Origin of the sequence: Flavobacterium collinsii, from assembly GCF_902804485.1 — a bacterium.
GTDB lineage: Bacteria > Bacteroidota > Bacteroidia > Flavobacteriales > Flavobacteriaceae > Flavobacterium > Flavobacterium collinsii.
In genome coordinates, this window is record NZ_CADCST010000099.1 from 22,096 (window position 1) to 41,968 (window position 19,873).

General features: G+C 35.4%; 15 protein-coding genes. 5 read left to right on the plus strand and 10 right to left on the minus strand.

The window, feature by feature from the left end:
• Nucleotides 1-68: 68 nt before the first annotated feature.
• The 6 genes from FLA105534_RS15725 to lon all read right to left on the minus strand — a co-directional run bounded on the left by FLA105534_RS15725 (nt 69) and on the right by lon (nt 7,270).
• Nucleotides 69-1,445, minus strand: coding sequence for a nucleoside permease (locus tag FLA105534_RS15725; protein ID WP_173967071.1), 1,377 nt, complete (start codon nt 1,443-1,445; stop codon nt 69-71).
• Between the two features lie 66 nt (nt 1,446-1,511).
• Nucleotides 1,512-2,204 carry a (d)CMP kinase gene (cmk, locus tag FLA105534_RS15730; RefSeq protein ID WP_173967072.1) on the minus strand — a complete coding sequence of 231 codons (693 nt, stop codon included), beginning with the start codon at nt 2,202-2,204 and terminating at the stop codon, nt 1,512-1,514.
• 46 nt (nt 2,205-2,250) lie between these two features.
• The gene (locus FLA105534_RS15735) at nt 2,251-2,853 is read right to left on the minus strand and encodes a murein L,D-transpeptidase catalytic domain-containing protein (RefSeq protein WP_173967073.1); all 603 of its coding nucleotides are present in this window, start codon (nt 2,851-2,853) and stop codon (nt 2,251-2,253) included.
• A gap of 125 nt (nt 2,854-2,978) precedes the next feature.
• On the minus strand, nt 2,979-3,581 hold the full coding sequence (locus FLA105534_RS15740; protein ID WP_173967074.1) for a murein L,D-transpeptidase catalytic domain-containing protein: 603 nt from the start codon (nt 3,579-3,581) through the stop codon (nt 2,979-2,981).
• Nucleotides 3,582-3,585: 4 nt separating this feature from the next.
• Complete coding sequence (gene porQ / locus FLA105534_RS15745; RefSeq protein WP_173967075.1) at nt 3,586-4,605, minus strand: type IX secretion system protein PorQ; 1,020 nt, start codon at nt 4,603-4,605, stop codon at nt 3,586-3,588.
• Between the two features lie 211 nt (nt 4,606-4,816).
• On the minus strand, nt 4,817-7,270 hold the full coding sequence (gene lon / locus FLA105534_RS15750; RefSeq protein WP_173967076.1) for an endopeptidase La: 2,454 nt from the start codon (nt 7,268-7,270) through the stop codon (nt 4,817-4,819).
• 286 nt (nt 7,271-7,556) lie between these two features.
• Here lon and FLA105534_RS15755 point away from each other — a divergent pair, with 286 nt between their 5' ends.
• The 5 genes from FLA105534_RS15755 (at nt 7,557) to FLA105534_RS15775 (ending at nt 12,398) form a co-directional block, all read left to right on the plus strand.
• Nucleotides 7,557-8,111: an RNA polymerase sigma factor gene (locus tag FLA105534_RS15755; protein ID WP_173967077.1), complete on the plus strand. Its 555-nt coding sequence runs from the start codon at nt 7,557-7,559 to the stop codon at nt 8,109-8,111.
• Nucleotides 8,108-8,647, plus strand: coding sequence for an anti-sigma factor (locus FLA105534_RS15760; RefSeq protein ID WP_173967078.1), 540 nt, complete (start codon nt 8,108-8,110; stop codon nt 8,645-8,647). The genes FLA105534_RS15755 and FLA105534_RS15760 overlap by 4 nt, the downstream gene beginning before the upstream one ends.
• Nucleotides 8,631-9,692 (plus strand): DUF4097 family beta strand repeat-containing protein, encoded by a 1,062-nt coding sequence (locus FLA105534_RS15765; RefSeq protein ID WP_173967079.1) that lies wholly within the window; start codon nt 8,631-8,633, stop codon nt 9,690-9,692. Before FLA105534_RS15760 ends, FLA105534_RS15765 begins: the two co-directional genes overlap by 17 nt.
• Before the next feature lie 21 nt (nt 9,693-9,713).
• Entirely contained in the window at nt 9,714-10,445 is a 732-nt protein-coding gene (locus FLA105534_RS15770; RefSeq protein WP_173967080.1) for a head GIN domain-containing protein, read from the plus strand.
• Between the two features lie 123 nt (nt 10,446-10,568).
• Nucleotides 10,569-12,398, plus strand: coding sequence for a serine hydrolase domain-containing protein (locus tag FLA105534_RS15775; RefSeq protein WP_173967081.1), 1,830 nt, complete (start codon nt 10,569-10,571; stop codon nt 12,396-12,398).
• A gap of 369 nt (nt 12,399-12,767) precedes the next feature.
• Here the strand turns inward: FLA105534_RS15775 and FLA105534_RS15780 are convergent, their stop codons facing one another.
• The 4 genes from FLA105534_RS15780 to glgB all read right to left on the minus strand — a co-directional run bounded on the left by FLA105534_RS15780 (nt 12,768) and on the right by glgB (nt 19,840).
• Nucleotides 12,768-14,087 (minus strand): MFS transporter, encoded by a 1,320-nt coding sequence (locus tag FLA105534_RS15780; protein WP_173967082.1) that lies wholly within the window; start codon nt 14,085-14,087, stop codon nt 12,768-12,770.
• A 349-nt stretch (nt 14,088-14,436) separates the two neighbouring features.
• The gene (locus tag FLA105534_RS15785; RefSeq protein ID WP_173967083.1) at nt 14,437-15,249 is read right to left on the minus strand and encodes a M48 family metallopeptidase; all 813 of its coding nucleotides are present in this window, start codon (nt 15,247-15,249) and stop codon (nt 14,437-14,439) included.
• A gap of 88 nt (nt 15,250-15,337) precedes the next feature.
• Nucleotides 15,338-17,737 (minus strand): glycoside hydrolase family 31 protein, encoded by a 2,400-nt coding sequence (locus tag FLA105534_RS15790; RefSeq protein ID WP_173967084.1) that lies wholly within the window; start codon nt 17,735-17,737, stop codon nt 15,338-15,340.
• Between the two features lie 198 nt (nt 17,738-17,935).
• Nucleotides 17,936-19,840: a 1,4-alpha-glucan branching protein GlgB gene (gene glgB / locus FLA105534_RS15795; protein WP_173967085.1), complete on the minus strand. Its 1,905-nt coding sequence runs from the start codon at nt 19,838-19,840 to the stop codon at nt 17,936-17,938.
• Nucleotides 19,841-19,873: the final 33 nt, after the last annotated feature.

The window sequence follows — 19,873 nt, forward strand, 5'->3', positions numbered from 1 at the left end:
CAGGTTATTTCAAAAAAAATCCCGTTTTCAATTGATGAAAACGGGATTGCAAACGGTGTCTTATATTTTTAATGACTCAAATTCTCTATTTCTTTTGGGTCATGTTTGTGTTTGAATAAAATAGCAAAGGCAATCGCAATTACTAAGGCATAAGCTGCAAATGACAACCAGATATGATGCCAGTCTTTCATTAAAATTGGATTTGTAAAAATTCCGTCCGCCGAAATTGAATTACCCTGTCCTTTCACAAATTCCAGCATTTTTGAATTTGTACTCTCTGTTTGTAAAAATCCTGCCAACTCGGTAGTATTCGTGAATGATTTGGTAAAGAAACGGTCAATAGCCCAACCGGAAGTCAAGCTTCCTAAAACTGCTCCAACACCATTAGTCATCATCATGAATAATCCCTGCGCAGATGAACGTATTTTAGAATCTGTATTGCTTTCAACGAATAAAGAACCTGAGATGTTAAAGAAATCAAATGCCATTCCGTAAACGATACAAGATAAAATAATCATCCACAAACCGCCTACAGGATCTCCAAATCCAAATAATCCGAAACGAAGCACCCATGCCAGCATACTAATTAACATTACCTGTTTGATTCCAAAACGTCTTAAGAAAAATGGAATTGCCAGAATAAATAAGGTTTCAGATACCTGAGAGATCGACATGATTATAGTCGAATATTTGATCACAAAAGAATCTGCATATTTAGGGAAATGCTTGAATTCGTCTAAAAATACATCTCCGTAGGCATTCGTCAATTGTAAAGCTCCTCCTAAAAACATAGAGAATACAAAGAACAAAGCCATTTTGTAGTTTCCAAATAATTTAAAGGCCTCTAGTCCTAGAGTTTCTACCAGTGAAGCATCTTCTTTAGTCAGACGTTGTGGCTGGCATTTAGGCAATGTAAAAGCATAAAATCCAAGAATTAATGCACCAACTCCGGCGATATAAAACTGGTATTCTGTTGCTTTGCTTCCGCTTAAATTAGTGATCCACATTGCAGCAATAAAACCAATCGTTCCCCAAACACGGATAGGTGGAAAATCTTTTACAATGTTTTTATTATTGAGCTTAAGCGAAGTATACGAAATAGAATTGCTCAAAGCAATAGTAGGCATGTAACAGCACATTGCAATAAACATTACATATATAAAATTATCAGGTGTTGTAACATGTGCGATACCAAATAAAACTACGGCATAAAGAATGTGCAGGACACCATACAGTTTTTCTGCATTAATCCATCTGTCTGCAATAATTCCGGTTAAAGTGGGCATGAATAAAGAAGCAATTCCCATGGTTCCGAAAACAAGACCAAACTGGGTTCCTTCCCAATTTTTAGTTCCAAACCAATAATTTCCAATTGTTATAAGCCAGGCTCCCCAAACAAAAAATTGAAGAAAGCTCATTATAATCAACCTATTTTTAATTCCCATACGATGAAATTGTCTTTAAATAAATAAAGCGGTAAAACTACCATTAAAAATGATATCTACAAAAAATTAAACTGTTTTAACAACATCCTTTACTAATTCCAGAACTGCATCAAATTGTTCTTCCCTGTTTAAGTAAGAATTATCTATTTCTATCGCATCATCGGCAATGATTAAAGGTGAATCTTCGCGGTGTGTATCAATATAATCTCTTTCAACTACATTTTTCAAGACGTCTTCATAGGAAACGTTGTCGCCTTTTTGCTGTAATTCGTCAAAACGTCTTTGTGCACGGGTCTCGGCACTGGCAGTCATGAAAACTTTAAGCTCGGCATTAGGAAAAACTACGGTCCCAATGTCTCTTCCATCCATCACTATTGCTTTGTTTTTTCCCATTTCCTGTTGCTGCTCTACCAATTTAGAACGCACTTCAGAAACCTCGGCAACTTTACTCACAAAATTAGAAACCTCAATGGTTCTGATTTGTTTTTCCACATTTTCGCCATTAAGATACATCTCAGCAAAACCCAGATCAGCGTTGAATTTAAACTCTAACTGAATGTTTGGCAAAGCTGCTATAAGTGCTGCCTTATCAAAAAAATCTGCTGCAATAAGCTGATGCTGCATGGCAAAGTGTGCCACCGCACGGTACATTGCTCCGGTATCTACATAAACATATTCCAGCTCTTTCGCCAATTGTTTTGCCAAAGTACTCTTTCCTGTTGAGGAGAATCCATCAATTGCAATGGTAATTTTTTTCAATTTTTTTATTTTTAAATTTAAACTTATTTACTGTTCCAATCCGGTTTTAATAGTAAATACTCATCACAATATCGGATCCGGAATTATCAATTATTTTTGCCACTCTTTCAAAATATTTCTTGTTCACCATCGGGCATCCATAACTGTTGCAAATATATCCATTTTGCTCTTCATACGGAACATCAAAATAATAATGAAAAACAATATCACGATCAAATGCGTTCGAATTTGTGGTATCCAATCCATATAATTTGTAGGCCTTACCAAACTTTCCGTTATAATGCTCACCAATAGCGTATTTCCCTAATGAAGTGCTGAGCGAATTTGGAACATTACTAAATTTTAACTTACCTTTTATTTGGGTCTCTGACCCCGAACCATGAGCTACTAATCCTTTATCAATAATTTTATTGGCTTTTAGATCGTATACAAAAAAGCGGTTCTTGCCCGAGGGAATTTTCATATCGATAAAAAAAGCATATCTATCATTGTATTTTGAATCGCTCTTTATAACTTTCCTGATTTCATTGATTTTTTTGCTGTCAATTGTACTTGCTACTAACAAAGGAGCTGTCCTCTCTTTCTTAATGATCTTATAACCAACAAAAAACAGGATTACAACAAGAAAAATAAAAAGGAATTTCTTCATAGAATGGTATTGATACAATGCGGAAATTTAAAATGGAATAAAAATCAGAGCAAAAAAAATGCTGTTGAAGAAAAAACAACAGCAATATTATGATTTAAGTTCATCAAAATTATATTCTAAGTTTTCTAATAATAAACATCCAGGATAATATTTGACTTAGAACAACTTATATATTTTTCGAGTCGTTTGAAGAATTGTTCGTTTACCATCGGACAGCCATGACTGTTGCTAATGTAGTAATCTTGTTCTTCATAAGGAACTGCTGAGTAATAATGCAATACAATCGCTCTTTTTAAAGCATTGTTATTGGTTTCATCCAGACCATTTAATTTATATGCCTTTCCGAAAATTCCTTTGTAACATTTTTGAATCACATAGCGCCCTAATGCAGTACAATTCGAATTAGGGGTGTTACTGAATCTCAAGCTGCCTTTCACACCTGTTTCAGATCCCGAACCATGTGCTACAAGGCCCTGATCTATAATTTTATTGTTTACCAGATCGTAAACAAAAAAACGATTTTTACCCGATGGTATTCTCATATCAACGAAAAAAGCAATTTTAGTATTGTATTTAGAGTCAATACTAATCATGTTTTTAATTTCGCTTACTCTGGTATTGATCCGCTCTACTTCCAGGCTGGAAATAGTAGTTTCATTTTTATAGTAATGTTTCGCACCCGTTAAAACACCTACCGTTAAAAATAAAAACAAACTAAGTATTTTCATATCATTATTGAAAATTTAAAATTAGACCAAAAAGACTTGTATTTGCTGCCAATGTATATCTGGAATACGAATAATTAAATTTTAATCTATTCATTTTTAAACCAAATCCTACCGAAACCCCTGAAAAATTACGCTGTTCATTCACCCGTAATTCTTCTCCCCTTCTAAAATTATATCCTAAACGCAAATTAAATGCTTTTTTTGGAAAAAGTTCTACTCCAAAAACCACATGTCTCAAAGCGTTATTGACAAACGAAACTTTCTCTTTACTTGTTGATCCATCGATGCCGGTCTCTCCACGAACGGGATTCGAAAAAGAGATATTCCACTGTTGCAAATTTTCTAATGAAAGATGCCAGCGAAGGGGCACATGCTCTAATTCCTGCGAAACTCCTGCCACGATTTCAAATGGTAAATTTTCTTTAATTCCTGAATACGTGGTAAATTGTGTACCAATATTACGTATTACTAAAGCCAAATTTACGTCATTTTTTTCAATTACATACAAAAAACCTAAATCAATTGCACCTCCTATAGAATTATAACTCTCTAACGTTGAAGTTACTAACTTCATATTTGCACCTATATGCAAATCGGTGAACGGAACATTGTAAGCGTACCCCAATGAAAGTGCGCCCTCACTCCCCGTAAAATTTGAGGTAGCCTGTCCGTTTTCATCATAACCTTCAAATGAACCATAATTAACATAACTTACTCCTGCATAAAACGTCTGCACATGTCTGTCGTAAGTATAAGCGTACGAAGCAGTTCCATAAGAAGCTTCTCCGTAATAACTTCCATAATTCATCGCAAGATGATTGTCCATGTCTTCATTCAAAGCTGCCGGATTAGACATAGCCTGATTAACATCTTCATCGTAAATCGTTATCGTTTTACCTCCTAATGCCGCCTGTCTCGGCGAGGTTGTTAAATTTAAAAACTGATAGGTGTAGCGCCCTCCTATTTGCCCATAACTAATGGAGCAAATCGATACTAATAAAAATAAAACAAATTGTTTTAACATTCTTTTGGGGCGATCCTATAGAGGGATAACGCAAGTGCGAAGATAAAATTATATCATTTATAAAAATAAAATACGATAAAAATAAATTACAATAATAAAATTCCAAATTCCAATCTGAGAGTTCTGATTAAATTTCAATAAAAAAATTCCAAATTCCAAAACTGAAGTATCAGATTGGAATTTGGAATTTAAATTTTGGATTTTTTTAACTTTACTTCAGCGTTTTCGCGTTTTTAACATTCTGATCGGTCAAGGCCAAAGCCAGAACTTCGCTCATTTCTTTTACATAATGAAAAGTAAGTCCTTCTAAATATTCTTCTTTAATTTCATCAATATCACTTTTATTTTCATGACATAAGATGATTTCTTTAATATTTGCTCTTTTTGCTGCAAGGATTTTCTCTTTAATTCCACCTACCGGTAAAACTTTACCACGCAATGTAATTTCTCCTGTCATAGCCAGGCTCTTCTTTACTTTCTTTTGTGTCAGTAACGAAACTAAAGAAGTTAACATTGCAATACCGGCACTTGGTCCGTCTTTTGGCGTTGCTCCTTCCGGCACGTGTAAGTGAATGTTATATTTTTGAAACAATTCAACACTCAGACCTAGTTTTTTAGCATTGGCTTTAATGTATTCTAATGCAATAGTAGCCGATTCTTTCATGACATTACCAAGGTTTCCGGTAATAGTCAAAGCTCCTTTTCCTTCAGAAATTAAAGACTCTATAAACAAAATATCTCCACCAACACTTGTCCAGGCCAAACCTGTAACAACTCCGGCAATGTCATTGTTTTCATATTTATCACGCTCTAGTCTTGGTACACCCAAAACTTTAACGATATCTTCGTCGGTAACTTTTTTATTGTACTCCTCTTCCATTGCAACTGATTTTGCTGCATTACGAATTACTTGAGCAATTTTAGTTTCAAGGTTACGAACTCCAGATTCACGTGTATATCCTTCTACGATTTTTTCCAATTGCTTTTTACCAATAGTCAAATCTTTAGTAGTTAATCCATGTGCTTCTAATTGTTTTGGAAAAAGGTGTCTTTTGGCAATTTCCACTTTTTCTTCAATAGTGTAACCGGACATTTTAATCACTTCCATTCTGTCACGCAAAGCTGGCTGAATGGCTGACATATTGTTTGAAGTTGCAATAAACATTACCTTAGACAAATCATATCCCATTTCAAGGAAATTATCATAAAAAGCATTGTTTTGTTCGGGATCTAATACTTCCAATAAGGCAGAAGAAGGGTCTCCACTGTTACCACTTGACAATTTATCAATCTCATCCAGAATAAAGACAGGATTTGAAGTTCCCGCTTTTTTCAAACTTTGAATGATTCGTCCCGGCATTGCACCGATATATGTTTTTCTGTGTCCGCGGATTTCAGCTTCATCACGTAAACCACCTAAAGAGATACGTACATATTCACGTCCTAAAGCTTCGGCAACAGAACGCCCAATAGAAGTTTTACCAACTCCCGGAGGCCCTGTTAAACATATAATTGGCGATCTCATATCGTTACGAAGTTTCAATACGGCCAAATGTTCAATCATTCTTTTCTTTACTTCTTCAAGTCCAAAATGATCTTTATCTAATACTTTCTGTGCATGTTTCAAATCGAATTTATCTTTAGAATACTCGCCCCACGGCAATTCTAAAAATAATTCCAAATAGTTGCGCTGAATTCCAAAATCAGGTGATTGTGGGTTCATTCTACGCATTTTAGACAGTTCTTTCTCGAAATGTTTCTGCGTTTTCTCGTCCCACTTTTTAGCTTTGGCCTTCTGCCCCATTTCGTCCATTTCTTCCTCCTGCGAAACGCCTCCCAATTCTTCCTGAATGGTTTTCATTTGCTGGTGCAAGAAATATTCACGCTGTTGCTGGTCTAAATCAAAACGAACTTTTGACTGAATGTCATTTTTCAATTCTAATTTTTGCAGCTCAACGTTCATATAGCGCAAAGTTTCAAGCGCACGATCTTTCAATCCATTTATAGACAACAAACCTTGCTTCTCTTTTACAGACAAGTTCATATTAGAAGAAACAAAGTTGATTAAGAACGATTGGCTTTCAATGTTTTTAATCGCAAAAGTAGCTTCTGACGGAATGTTCGGACTCTCTTTTATAATTTGAATCGCCAGTTCTTTTACAGAATCTAAAATTGCTTTAAACTCGGTATCATCTTCTGCCGGACGTTCTTCCGAAACTTCTTTGATCGTAGCAGTGATATAAGGTTCTTCGGAAACCACTTCATCAATTTCAAAGCGTTTTTTACCTTGTAAAATTACAGTTACGTTTCCATCAGGCATTTTTAAAACGCGAAGTATTCTGGCTACGGTTCCAATTTTATGAATATCATCTTTGGACGGATCTTCGTCTTCTTCATTAATCTGAGAAACTACACCAATAATTTTTCCGCCGGCATTGGCATCATTAATTAATTTGATTGATTTGTCTCTTCCTGCTGAAATTGGAATCACAACTCCCGGAAATAAAACGGTATTGCGCAACGGCAAAATTGGCAACGAGAGCGGAAGCTCCTCGTTGTTCATTTCCTCTTCATCTTCCGGAGTTAATAATGGAATCAAATCTGCCTCTGAATCAAATTCCTGAAGTGACAGATTGTCAATTGTAAGTATTTTATGGTTTGACATAATAGTATATAAGTCGTTTTGTCATTAAATATTTCATACCAGCCGTAAATATAACTGTACATACGGTAGTTTCTACTATAAATATGTAAAGTCTTTCGTTTACATGATAAGCCGTAAAAATAGACAATCATTATGCCAAAACCAAAAAAGACTGTTTTGAAATTAAGCCACAAGAGCCAAATAATACAAGAAAGAGAAGTATTTTGAAAAAAAATAAAATTAATTTTATCAAAAGTGTAACAAACCAAAAAAAGTAAAGTCATTATTAAAAACTAGCAACCATTACTTGAGTATAAATAATCAAAATATCGAAGAATTAATCACGCTTTGTAAGGAGAACAACCAAAAAGCTCAGTTTGAAGTTTACAATCGTTATTGTAAAGCTATGTACAATGTGGCATTCCGCATTGTGAAAGATGAACATTTTGCGCAAGACGTCATGCAGGAAGGTTTTCTAAAGGCTTTTACAAAAATCAATGACTATAAACAAGAAGTAGCATTTGGTGCGTGGTTAAAAAGAATAATTATCAATTACAGTATTGATTTTTATAAAAAGAATAATGCTTTCCAGGCAGAAGATTTAAACAAGACCCTTTACAAAATAGAGGAAAACGACAGTTTTTTTAGCGAAAACATCGACATGAATTCGCTTAAAGTGAAACAGGTCTTAGATACAATTTCAAACCTGAAAGACAATTACCGGATGGTTTTAACCCTGTTTTATATTGAGGGTTACGATCAGGAAGAAATTAGCGAAATTTTAAACATTAGTTACGCTAATTGCCGAACAACGCTAAGCAGAGCAAAAGAAAGTTTACGAAAAAAATTAGAGGAAATATGAAAAAGGAAAATGACGATTTAGATCAATTATTTAAAAAATTTGAGAATCAATGGGATGTAGAGGAACTAAGTTCCGACCATCAGCTGAATTTCTTAAATAAATTAAACCAAAAACAACCTAAAAAGAAAAATCATACGGTTTGGGCAATTGCTGCTTCAATTGTGGTGCTGTTGAGTGTGTCTTTATTTTACAACAGTTACCACGAACCTAAACAGTATAAGTTTGCTTCGAAGGAAGCCCAAAGAACCGATTCGATATTTAGTATTTTAATCGATAATGAGCTAGTTAAATTAAAAGAAAAAAGTTCTCCTGAAAATGAACAGATTATCAGTGACGCCTTAAAGCAAATGAAGGTGTTCGATGCCGATTATGCAAAAATTATAAACGAATTGCAGAAAAATGGCGAAAACAAACAAATTATTTATGCCATGATCAGTAATCTGGAAACCCGAATTTCCTTTTTACAAACTGTTTTACAACGAATTGAAGAAAATGAAAATTTTAAAAATAACACTACACATGAAAAAACATTATAAAATACTCATCCTATTTCTTTTGCTTCCTTTTTTAGGATTCTCAAATGACGATAATTATAGTACTAAGCAAAAGAACATTAAAAAAACCTACATCGTAAATTCGAACGCAGGTATTGATATTGATAACAAATACGGTGACATTACAGTCAGTACCTGGAATGAGGATAAAATTGACATTGACATTACCATTAAGGTTACCAGCAACAATGAAGATTGGGTTAACGCAAAGCTCAACAGTATTGACGTAGACATTACCGCTCTTAAATCGATGGTTACTGCCGTTACAAATATTGGCAATTCGTCTTTAAAAAGTAGAGGAAGTGCTAATTTTTTCGAAATTAATTATGTGATTAAAATTCCTAAAAACGGAACTGTAAAACTTAATAATAAGTACGGAAATATCACTACTTTATCCTTGGAATCTACCACTGATATTACCTGCAAATATGGTAAAATAGTGTTAGGAAAACTAAACGGTTCAAACAATCGAATTGAACTGGGGTATTGTCAGAACTCTACCATTGATTACATCAAAAGCGGAGCTATTGAAGCGCGTTACTCGAACTTAAAGATAAACGAGTCCGGAAATTTAACGATAGATGCCAATTATACTGATTTGTATATCCTTCAGGAAGGCCAAAACATCAAATACGATAGTAATTACTGTACTTTCAAGCTGCAAAAAATCAACTCTCTGACAGGTTCCGGAAATTATTTAAGTGTTTCTGTTGGAGATTTATTAGGGAATCTGAATATCGACACTGATTATTCAAAAATAAATGTGGAAACACTTACTGAAAAACAAAAAAATGTAAATATCACCAGCAATTATACCAATGTATCACTGGGATACAGCTCTAATCTTGCTTTTGATTTTGATATCAATACCAGATACGGAAGTATCAAATATGACAATTCATTAGATACTTCGGTAGCAGAAACTAAGGGCAGTTCTAAAAGGATAAGCGGTTTCAACAAGAAAAAAGGGCAAAGCAAGATAGCAGTAACCACCAGCTATGGCAATGCAGCATTAATTAAAAAATAACAATCTTAAAACAACCAAAAAATGAAAAAATCAGTTCAATTATTAGTTTGCAGTGCGCTTCTATTGAGTTCTATTGCAAATGCACAATGGTCCAACAAAAAAATAAAAGGTAATGGCAATGTAGTTACTGAAACCAGAACTACTTCTGATTATAACGCTATAAAGGTTTCCGGTTTTTTTGATGTGGATTTAGTGGCAGGAAAAGAGGGGAAAATTATAGTAAAAGGAGAACAAAATTTATTGTCTGCCATAAAAGTGGAAGTCGAAGATAATGTTTTAAAAGTTTATACTGAAAAGGGGGTTAACCTCTCACCAAGCCTTGGCAAAAAGATTGAAGTAACAGTTCCTTTTGAAACCATATCGGCATTAACGCTATCCGGTTCGGGAGATGTTCAATCCAAAGATCCTATCAAAAGCGACAAATTCCTGGCAAAATTATCAGGTTCTGGAAACTTTAATCTGGCCGTAAACTCTACTGATCTTGAGTTAAATTTAAGCGGATCAGGAGATGTAAGCTTAAAAGGAAATACGGCTAACTTTGTTACTAAATTATCAGGTTCGGGAGATATCGATGCAGCGAATCTTAAATCAAAAAATACAGATGTAACCATTTCGGGTTCAGGCGACATTCGCGTGAACTGTACTGAAAGTTTAACTGCGAGAGTTTCGGGTTCAGGGGATATTAGATACAGTGGAAGTCCTGAAAAACGTGACGTAAAAGTTTCGGGATCAGGAAGTATCTCAAAAGCATAATTTCAAAAAAGCTCAATAATAAAAGAACTTTACAATCATCAAATCAAAAAACAAACAGCACTATTCTTCTTTTATTATTGAGCTTTATTTTTTAAAACCCGTATTTATCCAAAATTAAAACTAATGAAACAAACTCTTTTAGTTTCGCTTCTGGTTTTCTCCTGTACCTTCTCTTTTGCCCAAATAACAACAACTTCTAAAATTAAATCTCTGGACAGCTTAAAAAGCAGCACCACGGAAATGATGTCAAAATACAATCTTAAAGGATTAAGTGTTGCTGTTTTTGAGAACTACCAAATAATCTGGACGAGTCAATGGGGTGTTAAAGCTGCAAATTCTGAGGAAAAAATCGATCAGTATACTGCTTTCTCTACAGCCTCAATATCAAAACCTATAGTGGCTATCGTTTGTGCGATGCTGGAAGAAAAAGGACTAATCAACCTTGATGCTCCCATCTCAAAAGACCTCAAAACATGGCAATTGCCTAACAGTGCTTTCACCAAAGACAACCCGGTTACCTGGAAACAGCTGCTATCTCATACTGCCGGAACAAGTCAGAGTGGTTTTGAAGATTATTATCAGGGAGATTCAATCCCTACTATTGAACAGAGTCTGAAAGGCAAATTATTACCTCGCTCTAAAAAACCTATTGAATTTCTTTTTAAACCCGGAGCCGACTGGCAATACAGCGGTGGCGGTTATGTAATTGTTCAGTGTGCTCTCGAAAATCATTTCAAAAAGCCATTGGCACAACTTGTAAAAGAAAATCTGCTTGATCCGTTGCTGCTGCAAAATTCAACAATGCTTCAGCCCAATGAAAATGGCTTTCTTACCAATGTTGCCAAGGTACATAACCATAATGGAAAAATAATCCGAACAGGAATCCCTATAACTCCTCAGGTTGCACCTTCGGGATTGTGGTCTACCCCAGCCGATTTGGCCTTAATTGCGATCGAAATGCAAAAAGCATTAGCAGGAAAAGGCAATAAAGTAATTTCAAGAGCTGCGGCAACTAAGGTTACAAACATTGTTACCATGAAAGGTCCCCGTGGCTGGAGTTACGGCTGGCAGAGAAGTTTGGGATACGGAAATCTGGACTGGTTCTCTCATGATGGTTCTAATACCGGAACCGGAGGCGATTTGCTCGCTACAATGAAAAATGGCAACGGGATTGCCGTTTTAGCCAATGGTGACAAACCCAACAGGCTTCCTGTAATGGCTTATATCGAAAAAGAAGTTATCACAAAACTAGGCTGGTCAAAACCAATCAAAACACATCCTATCACAATTCCATCCCACTTAAAAGAAGCTATAAAAGGTTACTATACTGAAATTCTCTACGGGTATAACGGATTGGGGACGTCTAAAATAATTGAAGAAGATAATTTACTTTATCTCTGCTCTCCATTTTTAAAAGAAAATTTTGATACCGAGAAAACAAAAATGTATTATCTCGGAAATAATACTTTTAAAATTGATAATTACCCCAATCAGATACATTTTAACTTACTTAATAATAAATTACAAGCCATAACCATCACCCGTTCAACGGATACAACCCGATTTTTACATCTTACTCTGGAGCAAATCAGAACGCCGCAAACTCAGTTAATAGAACTATTCAGTGAGCATACGTTTGAAACTGCTTTAAATGAGTTTAAAAAATTAAGATTAAAATATCCTGGTCATAATTTTGAAGAAGATCTCAATACTTTAGGATACACTTTATTCAGTAAAAAACTAACAGATCTTTCGGTTCAGATCTTTACACTTAATTGTACTGAACATCCAAATTCTGCAAATGCTTTTGACAGTTTGGGTGAAATTTATGAAGCAATTGGTCAATTAGGTCCTGCTAAAGAAAATTATTTAAAATCGCTGGAGCTAAATCCTAAAAATGAAAATGCTGCACAAATGCTTTCAAAAATCAATACACAGCTTAATTCTAAATAATATTGAAGTAAAACACGAATTCCATGAATTTACACAAATTAGTGTCAATTCATGGAATTTTTTTTATGTTTCTGTCCACCAACTAAGCTATAATCAATATTTTAATGATTGGAAACTAAAATTTTTAACATATAGAAACATAGATTTTAATTCTCAAAAGAGGATACAAAAAAAATAAATTTCTCTCACATAGTGGTATGCGTTTTATTTGAAGTGAAACGCCTTTTCCTGCATTTAGAACTATATCTATGTGTTAAAATAATATTCACATAAATTTTAATCCCTTAACCTTATTTGTGAAATGAATTCCACAAACAAATTAGTGACAATTCGTGCAATTCGTGTTATTTTTTATACTTCTGTCCTTACTTAAAGTGCCTTTTTTGGTACTCTTCTTAAAAGGAAAATTGCAGTAACAAAAAAGACGGCTAAAATTACAATTGCGGCACGTGGACTTCCTGTTATTTGGTCAATGATTCCGTAAACACACATTCCGATTACAATTCCGATCTTCTCAGCTACATCATAAAAACTAAAGAAGGAAGCGGTATCCTCTGTCTCAGGTAATAGTTTTGAATAAGTAGAACGCGATAATGCCTGAATACCTCCCATCACAAATCCGGCAACGGTAGCCATAACATAAAAATGCATAGGCAAAATGATAAAATAAGCCAAAGCACAAAATACAGCCCAAATACTATTGATAAAAATTAAGGTAGGAATGTTTCCAAATTTAGCAGAAGCTCTGGAAGTCAGAACAGCTCCTACAACCGCAACTAACTGAATAATTAAAATACATTTTATTAATCCAATCGTACTGTCTTCTTTAGTTGCCCATTGAATTTCCTGCGCCCCAAAATAAGTAGCCACAAGCATTACGGTTTGTACTGCCATACTCGAAACAAAAAATCCACTTAAATATCTTCTTAAAGGAATATTTTCTTTTAGCAAAGCCCAAACTTTCTTTAACTCTTTAAAACCATTAAAAACAACAGCTCTTGTTAATTTTTGTCCACTAGCTTTACTTCCTTTTGGTAAGTAATAATAAGTATACTGGCTAAATAAAATCCACCAGACTCCCACCATAATAAAAGAATAACGCATTGCTTTCATCGCAGCCTCTCCATCAGTACCCGTAATACCAAAAAGTTTAGGTTTCATAATCATCAATAAATTGATGATCAACAAAATGACACTACCTATATATCCCATTGAATATCCTTTGGCACTAATTTTATCCTGCTGTTCTTCAAAAGCAATATCCGGTAAATAGGAGTTGTAAAAAACCAGACTCCCCCAATATCCCAGTAATCCAAAAAAATAAAAAGCCAGTCCGACATAAATATTGCCAAGATCAAACCAGTATAACCCCATACAGGACAAGGCTCCCATATAACAGAAGAATTTCATGAATGCTTTTTTATTTCCCACATAATCCGCAATCCCGGATAACAAAGGGGATATAAAAGATACTACTAGAAAGGCCGCTGCTGTTATAAAACTAATTAAAGCTGAGTTTTTAAGGTGCATGCCAAATACATCAATATAATGGTCACGGTCTGAAAATAAAGCTTCATAAAAAATCGGAAATACTGCCGATGCGATAGTTAGTGTATAAACGGAGTTTGCCCAATCATAAAATGCCCAGGCATTCAATAGCTTCTTATCTCCTTTTTGTAGGTTTTTCATAGTAATGGTTTTGTTAACAGGCTACGAATTTATCTCTTTTTTATCATAATCAAATCAATTTTCATTAATTCGTGTATTAATAAATTATCACTAAAAAAAAAGCTACCCTAAAAAGAATAGCTTTAAATTGTTTATCGTAAAAAATATAGTTTTAATCCTTTGCGTGTAATTACTTTTAACACATAGTCACATAGGATTCTGTACTTGTAAGAAAGACGTTTCACTTTATTTGAATACACATATCTTCTCTATGCGAAAGAAATATATTTCTTTTTTAGCTCTTCTTAACACATGAAAATCTATGTATCTATGTGTTAAGACCATTTTTCTTTCTAAATAATCAATGAAGTTATTTAATAATTCCCACTTTAAGTGCTGTCGCTCTTGCTTCCGGAATTAAAGCTCTAATATTGGCAATCCTTGTAGCATCAGACGGGTGCGTACTCATAAATTCGGGTGTGCTTCCTCCTCCTGATTTCGCCGACATTCTGCTCCAGAATGAAATTGCATCATCCGGATTGTACCCCGCAATTGCCATCAGAGTCAGGCCTATTTTATCCGCTTCGGTTTCATTGCCTCGACTGAAAGGCAGCATTACACCAACCTGAGTCCCTAGACCATATGCCTGTGCAAATATCTCCTGTGTTTGTTGTGTTTTACCGCTTGTAGCTGCTCCTAAAGCAACGCTACCTATTTGCTGTAATTGTGCGGCACTCATTCTTTGTGCTCCATGATTGGCTAAAGCATGCGAAACTTCATGTCCCATAACAGTGGCTAAACCGGAATCATTTTGTGTTACGGGTAAAATCCCGGAGTACACTACAATTTTTCCTCCAGGCATACACCAGGCGTTTACCTCTTTATTGTCTACCAGTTTATATTCCCAGCGGTAATCTTTCAAATATTGCGATTGCCCTAAATAAATCAGGTATTTTTCGGCTGCCGCTTTAATTCTTGTTCCTACAGCTTCTACTTTTTTGGCATCTGCTGTTCCTGTAATCACTTTGTTTTCGGCTATAAAAGTATTGTATTGCTGAAACGAAGAAGGAAACAATTCGCTATTGGAAACAAAATTCAAGTTTTGTTTTCCCGTAATTGGATTTGTCGCACAACTGCCCGCCAGAATTACGACAAAAAGGCCTAATACTAAATATTTTTTCATAATAGTGGTATTTATAACAACACACAAAAATACAACTATTATTTTTTTCTTGTTTTATATAATTACCAAAAAAAATATCAGGATTTCTTTACTCACCACTAATATGAAGCTCCGTAAATCCTTTTTCGACGATTAAAAATTGATTTTGTTCTAAATCAATTTTATCAAACGGTACTTTTTCATTGTCTATTTCAATTTCAGTCACTGTAAACGGCAATCCTATTAAATTGATTTTGTATTTACTGTAGGGGGTATCGTATTTTCCTTCTTTGTGTAACTGAATGATTAGTTCTTTATCTTTTCCAATAGTACTGAAAGACAAAAAGCTATAACGTCCTTTTTTATAGTCGTATCCATCCTGTGCATCTTCATATACTACCGACTTTTCTTTACCTAGTTTAAAATACAAATCAAGTGTTAATTCATCAAATTCAAGTTCACCAACGTATTGCTGTACCGGATATTTCGGAATAATAGCTCCTGCTTTTACAAAAACCGGAATTTCATCAAATTTAGTATCAATCCACACTTCTCTTCCTCCTGTGCTAAATTCGTTGGTCCAATAGTTGTACCACTCGCCTCTTGGGATATACATACGTCTCCCAACAGCATTAGGTTCAAGGATCGGACATACCAAAATTTGATTTCCAAAGATAAATTCATCATTGCGGTAATGCGTTTGTGTATCTTCCTGGTCGTAATAAACTAACGGTTTTAACATAGGAACACCTTCCTCAATATACTGCCAGAACATGGTGTACAAATAAGGAAGCAACTGATAACGCAGACTCACAAACTTCCTGGTAATATTGATGACCTCTTCATCAAAAGCCCAAGGTTCCTGATTGCCATGATCTCCAGACGAATGCGTTCGACAAAACGGATGAAATACGCCTAATTGTATCCAGCGAGCGTACAATTCACCCGTAGGCTGTTCGGCAAAACCTCCAATATCAGAACCCGTAAAACCCATCCCTGAAATGCTCATTCGTTGCACCTGAATGTTGGCAATCCATAAATGCTCCCAGGTCGCTACATTATCGCCCGTCCAGGAAGAGGTATAGCGCTGTGCTCCCGAATAAGCCGATCTTGTAATTACAAAAGGACGTTTAGGATAGGCAAAACGTTTAACACCATGATAGGTGGCCCTTGCCATTTGTGTACCGTAAATATTGTGTGCTTTTCTGTGACTACACGGGTTTCCGTCATATACGTGACGTACATCCATAGGGAATGTTTTATTTGGGACTTCCATAACAGCAGGCTCGTTCATATCATTCCAAACACCTTTTACTCCAATATCTGAAACTAATTCTTTAAATAAGCCTGCCCACCATTCTCTTACTGCAGGATTTGTATAATCGGGAAAATTACATTCACCCGGCCAGACTTTCCCTTTCATATAAGGGCCATCGGCTCTTTTGCAGAAATAATCTTTTTCTAATGCTTCTTGATAAACCCAGTAATCTTTGTCTATTTTGATTCCGGGATCAATGATGACTACGGTTTTAAATCCGTCCTCAGCCAATTCAGCGACCATTCTTTTAGGATCCGGAAAATAGTTTTTGTTCCAGGTAAAACATCGAAATCCTTCCATATAATCAATGTCAAGATAGATGGCATCACACGGAATTTTTAGTTCTCTAAATTTTGAGGTGATTTCTTTTACTTTACTTTCGGGATAATAACTCCATTTGCATTGGTGGTAACCCAATACCCACAACGGTGGTAATTCCGGTTTCCCTGTTAAATCAGTATAAGTGGTTACTACATCCTGCATTTGCGGACCGTAGATAAAATAATAATTCATTTCTCCTCCTTCAGCCCAAAAACTCGCAACGTTTCTTCTTTCCTGACAAAAATCAAAAAAGGTCCTGAAGGTATTGTCAAAAAAGATTCCGTAAGACTGTTTGTTGTGCAAACCAATATAAAACGGGACTACTTTGTATAGTGGATCTTGTTCTTTTTGATAAGCATATTGATCTGTGGCAAAGTTTTCAAGTCTCTTGCCTTTTAGATTCATCTGTGTTGCCTTATCACCTAAACCGTAAAAACACTCTCCATCTTTAGAGGATTTACTCATTTTTACAATATTGCCTCCGTATTCATAACTTTCTTCCCAATGAAAACCAAGTTCGTCTTCCAGAATCAGGAAATCATTCAAATCATAAATCGCCAGACGCAAATCTGCTTTTTGAATTTTGCATTTTACCTTGCTGGTCCTGATTTGAAAATACGTTTCTTCTTCTGTGAGTTCAAGAAAATTGTACCCATGAAGCTGCGTTTTATCAATGGCATATGAAAAATCATTGCTAAAATATCCTTTTGTAGTAAAACGAAACCGGATTAAACTGTCTCTAAGAATAGTGACTTTTAAGATTACTTTGTTGTTGGTATGAAAAAAAATAGAGTCTCCTTCATGCTCATGCGAAATAATTTTTGATGGATATAAATCGCCTTTATATTCTAATGCTGTATTTGTAATCATATGGATTCTGTATTAATTGTATAACGCTAATCTCACTTTCAAACATACAAAAAAACTTGATAACCCTCTATGAATAAAAGGATTATTCACGAAAACGTTTTTCCTGAATGGCTGTTAAATATCCTCTTAAAAAATAAACAAATCGATAATATAAGAACGTATAACTGATAAAATGGAATTCGGGAGATCCCCTATTATTTATGTAAAAGAATAAACGGTCACACTTAAAGGTGGCAAATTTAATGCTACCGAATAATCCCTGCCATCATAAGGCGACGATTCTATTTTTAATTCCTGAGCATTTCCAATACCGCTTCCTCCGTAAATAATGGCATCACTATTAAAAATCTCCTGCAGTTTTCCTTTTTGCGGTACACCTATTCTGTAATTTTCGCGCACGACCTGTGTAAAATTACAAACCACAACCAGATTTTCGTTAGAGTCGTTCCCTTTTCGGATATAAGACAAAACGGCATTTTGATGATCGGAATAGTTGATCCATTCAAAACCTTCTCCTGTAAATTGTTTTTCGTACAATGCAGGATGAGTTTTGTATAATTGATTTAAATCGGTAATTACCTTTTTGATTCCGGAATGGTAATCGTATTGCAGCAAGTGCCAATCCAGACTTTTCTCAAAATTCCATTCATCGCTTTGCCCAAACTCAGATCCCATAAATAATAACTTTGTTCCGGGATGCGTAAACATATAACCGTACAGCAATCTTAAATTCGCAAACTTCTGCCATTCATCACCCGGCATTTTACCGGCAATTGATTTTTTTCCATACACCACTTCGTCATGCGAAAAAGGCAGCATAAAATTCTCAGTAAAAGCATAGGTCATCGAAAAGGTCAAATCGTTCTGATGGTACTTTCGATAGACCGTTTCCTTTTGAAAGTATTTTAAAGTATCATGCATCCAGCCCATCATCCATTTCATTCCAAAACCTAAACCACCGGTAAATGTTGGTCTGGACACCATTGGAAACGATGTACTCTCTTCTGCAATGGTTTGCACTCCATCAAAATTAGCATAGATTACCTCATTAAATTCTTTAAGAAAACTTATGGTATCCAGATTTTCTCTTCCTCCATAAATATTAGGTTCCCACTCGCCTTCATTTCTGGAATAATCAAGATACAACATCGAGGCAACGGCATCAACCCGTAAACCATCGGCGTGGTAGTTCTGTAACCAAAAAACAGCATTACTAATTAGAAAAGCACGAACTTCATTACGTCCGTAATTAAACACCAAGCTTTTCCAATCCGGATGATACCCTTTTCTGCGATCCGGATGTTCGTACAAATGCGATCCGTCAAAGAAACCCAAACCGTGTGCATCATCAGGAAAATGTGACGGTACCCAATCTAAAATAACGCCAATTCCTGCCTGATGTAGCTTGTCAACCAAAACCATAAAATCCTGTGGTTTTCCAAAACGCGAAGTAGGTGCAAAATATCCTGTCAATTGATACCCCCATGAAGGATCGTACGGATACTCCATTACAGGCATAAACTCTACATGAGTAAAGCCGGTTTCTTTGACATAGGCAACCAGATCATCAGCCAATTCTAAATACGTTAAAAAACGATTGTTCTCGCCACGTTTCCAGGAACCCAGATGCACTTCGTACACCGAATGAGGTTTGTCTAGTGTATTGTTCTCTCGGCGCGATTGCATCCATCTTTCATCCTTCCAGTTGTAATCCAAATCCCAAACCACCGAAGCAGTATGAGGCGGTTTTTCGCAATATAATGCAAATGGATCTGCTTTTTCGGTTACAATTCCATCAATATTCGATTGTATTTTATATTTATACAAAGCTCCTTTAGAAACCTCGGGAATAAATCCTTCCCAAATGCCCGAAGAATCCCAGCGTACCTGTAAAAGATGTTCGCCCTGTGTCCAGTAATTAAAATCCCCCACAACAGAAACCGATTGTGCTGTAGGAGCCCAAACGGCAAAGTACACTCCTTTTACGCCATCAACTTCAATTAAATGTGCTCCTAATTTCTCGTACAATTGGAAGTGTTTTCCCGCTTTGAATAAATCAATATCAAATTCAGTAAAGAGAGAATGCGTGATTACTTTAGACATATTTGGTTTTTAAGGCAACAATTAATTTTAAGT

What these genes read in the sequence shown, in the direction of transcription:
- FLA105534_RS15725 (WP_173967071.1), bottom strand. Translation starts at nt 1,445, where the DNA reads ATGGGAATTAAAAATAGGTTGATTATAATGAGCTTTCTTCAATTTTTT.
- FLA105534_RS15735 (WP_173967073.1), bottom strand. Translation starts at nt 2,853, where the DNA reads ATGAAGAAATTCCTTTTTATTTTTCTTGTTGTAATCCTGTTTTTTGTT.
- FLA105534_RS15740 (WP_173967074.1), bottom strand. Translation starts at nt 3,581, where the DNA reads ATGAAAATACTTAGTTTGTTTTTATTTTTAACGGTAGGTGTTTTAACG.
- porQ (WP_173967075.1), bottom strand. Translation starts at nt 4,605, where the DNA reads ATGTTAAAACAATTTGTTTTATTTTTATTAGTATCGATTTGCTCCATT.
- lon (WP_173967076.1), bottom strand. Translation starts at nt 7,270, where the DNA reads ATGTCAAACCATAAAATACTTACAATTGACAATCTGTCACTTCAGGAA.
- FLA105534_RS15760 (WP_173967078.1), top strand. Translation starts at nt 8,108, where the DNA reads ATGAAAAAGGAAAATGACGATTTAGATCAATTATTTAAAAAATTTGAG.
- FLA105534_RS15765 (WP_173967079.1), top strand. Translation starts at nt 8,631, where the DNA reads ATGAAAAAACATTATAAAATACTCATCCTATTTCTTTTGCTTCCTTTT.
- FLA105534_RS15770 (WP_173967080.1), top strand. Translation starts at nt 9,714, where the DNA reads ATGAAAAAATCAGTTCAATTATTAGTTTGCAGTGCGCTTCTATTGAGT.
- FLA105534_RS15775 (WP_173967081.1), top strand. Translation starts at nt 10,569, where the DNA reads ATGAAACAAACTCTTTTAGTTTCGCTTCTGGTTTTCTCCTGTACCTTC.
- FLA105534_RS15780 (WP_173967082.1), bottom strand. Translation starts at nt 14,087, where the DNA reads ATGAAAAACCTACAAAAAGGAGATAAGAAGCTATTGAATGCCTGGGCA.
- FLA105534_RS15785 (WP_173967083.1), bottom strand. Translation starts at nt 15,249, where the DNA reads ATGAAAAAATATTTAGTATTAGGCCTTTTTGTCGTAATTCTGGCGGGC.
- FLA105534_RS15790 (WP_173967084.1), bottom strand. Translation starts at nt 17,737, where the DNA reads ATGATTACAAATACAGCATTAGAATATAAAGGCGATTTATATCCATCA.
- glgB (WP_173967085.1), bottom strand. Translation starts at nt 19,840, where the DNA reads ATGTCTAAAGTAATCACGCATTCTCTCTTTACTGAATTTGATATTGAT.